Origin of the sequence: Ameyamaea chiangmaiensis, from assembly GCF_013376175.1 — a bacterium.
GTDB lineage: Bacteria > Pseudomonadota > Alphaproteobacteria > Acetobacterales > Acetobacteraceae > Ameyamaea > Ameyamaea chiangmaiensis.
The window spans coordinates 1-1,378 of sequence record NZ_JABXXR010000305.1 but is presented as its reverse complement, the minus strand read 5'-3'; the positions used below and the strand labels follow the sequence as shown (position 1 = coordinate 1,378).

The 1,378-nt window shown below is 69.1% G+C and carries 1 protein-coding gene and 1 pseudogene; one reads left to right on the top strand and one right to left on the bottom strand.

Features of this window, described 5'->3' with window-relative positions; all coding sequences use genetic code 11:
- Positions 1–582 (bottom strand): annotated as a pseudogene (locus HUK82_RS16620) (A/G-specific adenine glycosylase); the annotation flags it as partial.
- On the opposite strand from HUK82_RS16620, the gene HUK82_RS16615 reads away from it, so the two are divergent.
- Positions 581–1,045, top strand: a complete 465-nt coding sequence (locus HUK82_RS16615; protein WP_176614968.1) for a DUF721 domain-containing protein — start codon at positions 581–583, stop codon at positions 1,043–1,045. The pseudogene HUK82_RS16620 and the gene HUK82_RS16615 overlap by 2 nt on opposite strands.
- The last annotated feature ends 333 nt before the right edge of the window (positions 1,046–1,378 follow it).

Below are 1,378 nucleotides of genomic sequence, written 5' to 3'. Positions count from 1 at the left end.
GTCCGCGTCGCCAAGCCGCAGGGCAGCGCGATGCAGGGCAGGGCGGCCACGGGGCAGGGGATCGGTCAGGGCAAGGACACGGCTGGCGATGCGCTCCACATTGCCGTCGACCGGCAGCACGGGCAGACCGAAAGCGATCGCGCCGATCGCGTTGGCCGTATAGGCGCCGATACCGGGCAGCGCGAGCAGACCGGCAACAGTGCGCGGAAAACCGCCCTGCGCGGCCACAGCCTGCGCGCAGGCATGCAGATTGCGCGCGCGCGCATAGTAGCCCAGCCCCGCCCAGGCGCCGAGCACGACCTCCCGGTCTGCGGCGGCCAGTGCCTCGACCGTGGGGAACAGGTCCAGAAACCGCGCATAATAGGGACGAACCGCCGCGACGGTGGTCTGTTGCAGCATGATTTCGCTGAGCCAGATATGATAGGGATCGGCCTGGTGCCCGGGCCGGGATCGCCAGGGCAGGTCGCGCCGATGACGGTCATACCAACGGAGCAGCAAGGGCGCTGCGGCAACGGGGTCGAAAGAGGTCACACACCAGCATATGACGAAGGACGCGCTCCCCAGCAAGAGAGGCCCGCGCATGCGGGCCGTCGGCGACCAGCCGGAGCGGCGGCGTTTTGCGCTGAACAGTCTGGGTGCCTTGATGCCCGCGGTCACGCGTCCGGCGCTGCACAGACGTCCGGGCGCGATCACGACCATCGTGGTGGACTGGCCCGAAATCGTGGGGCCCGATCTGGCCTCTGTCACCGCCGCGCGGCGCCTGGTCGCCGGGACGCTGACGGTGGCGTGCGCAGGACCGGCCGCGCTGGAGATCAATCACCGCGCGCCCGCGCTGGTGGAGCGGGTCAATCGTCACTGCGGTCAAGCACTCGTGACACGTCTGAAAATCGTCCAGGACATGACGGCCTCGTCCGTCGCGCCGCGCCCCCGTCGTGCCCCGCCCCCGCCGCCGATCGCCCTCCCGGAGGTCGAGGATGAGGACCTGCGCGGGATCCTGGAGCGTCTCGGCGCGCGGGTACGGGCCCGCCAGAACGGCACCCGTTGAGAAAAAGTCGGGAGTACGGCGGGGACCGGTCCGCCCCTGTTACAAAGCGTCACACCCCGTAGCGTGAGATCGGGTGGTCAGACATCAAAAAGTCGCCATCTATGACCTAGAGTTAGACGTGATACGGCATGCGGGTGCGTCAGTCCGCCGCGCCGAGACAGAGCCGGGTCTCCCTGTGACCCGAGTGGGAGAAGACAATGCGTACACTCACGGTAGCGATTGCGCTCATGACATCGGTCGCGGTGCTGGGAACGACGCCCGCGTTCGCGCAACGGGGTGGCGGCTGGCACGGTGGCGGCGGCTGGCACGGCGGTGGTGGCTGGCGCGGAGGCG

Excerpts from the sequence above, each read along its gene's own strand:
- HUK82_RS16615 (WP_176614968.1), top strand. The coding sequence starts at position 581 with ATGCGGGCCGTCGGCGACCAGCCGGAGCGGCGGCGTTTTGCGCTGAAC.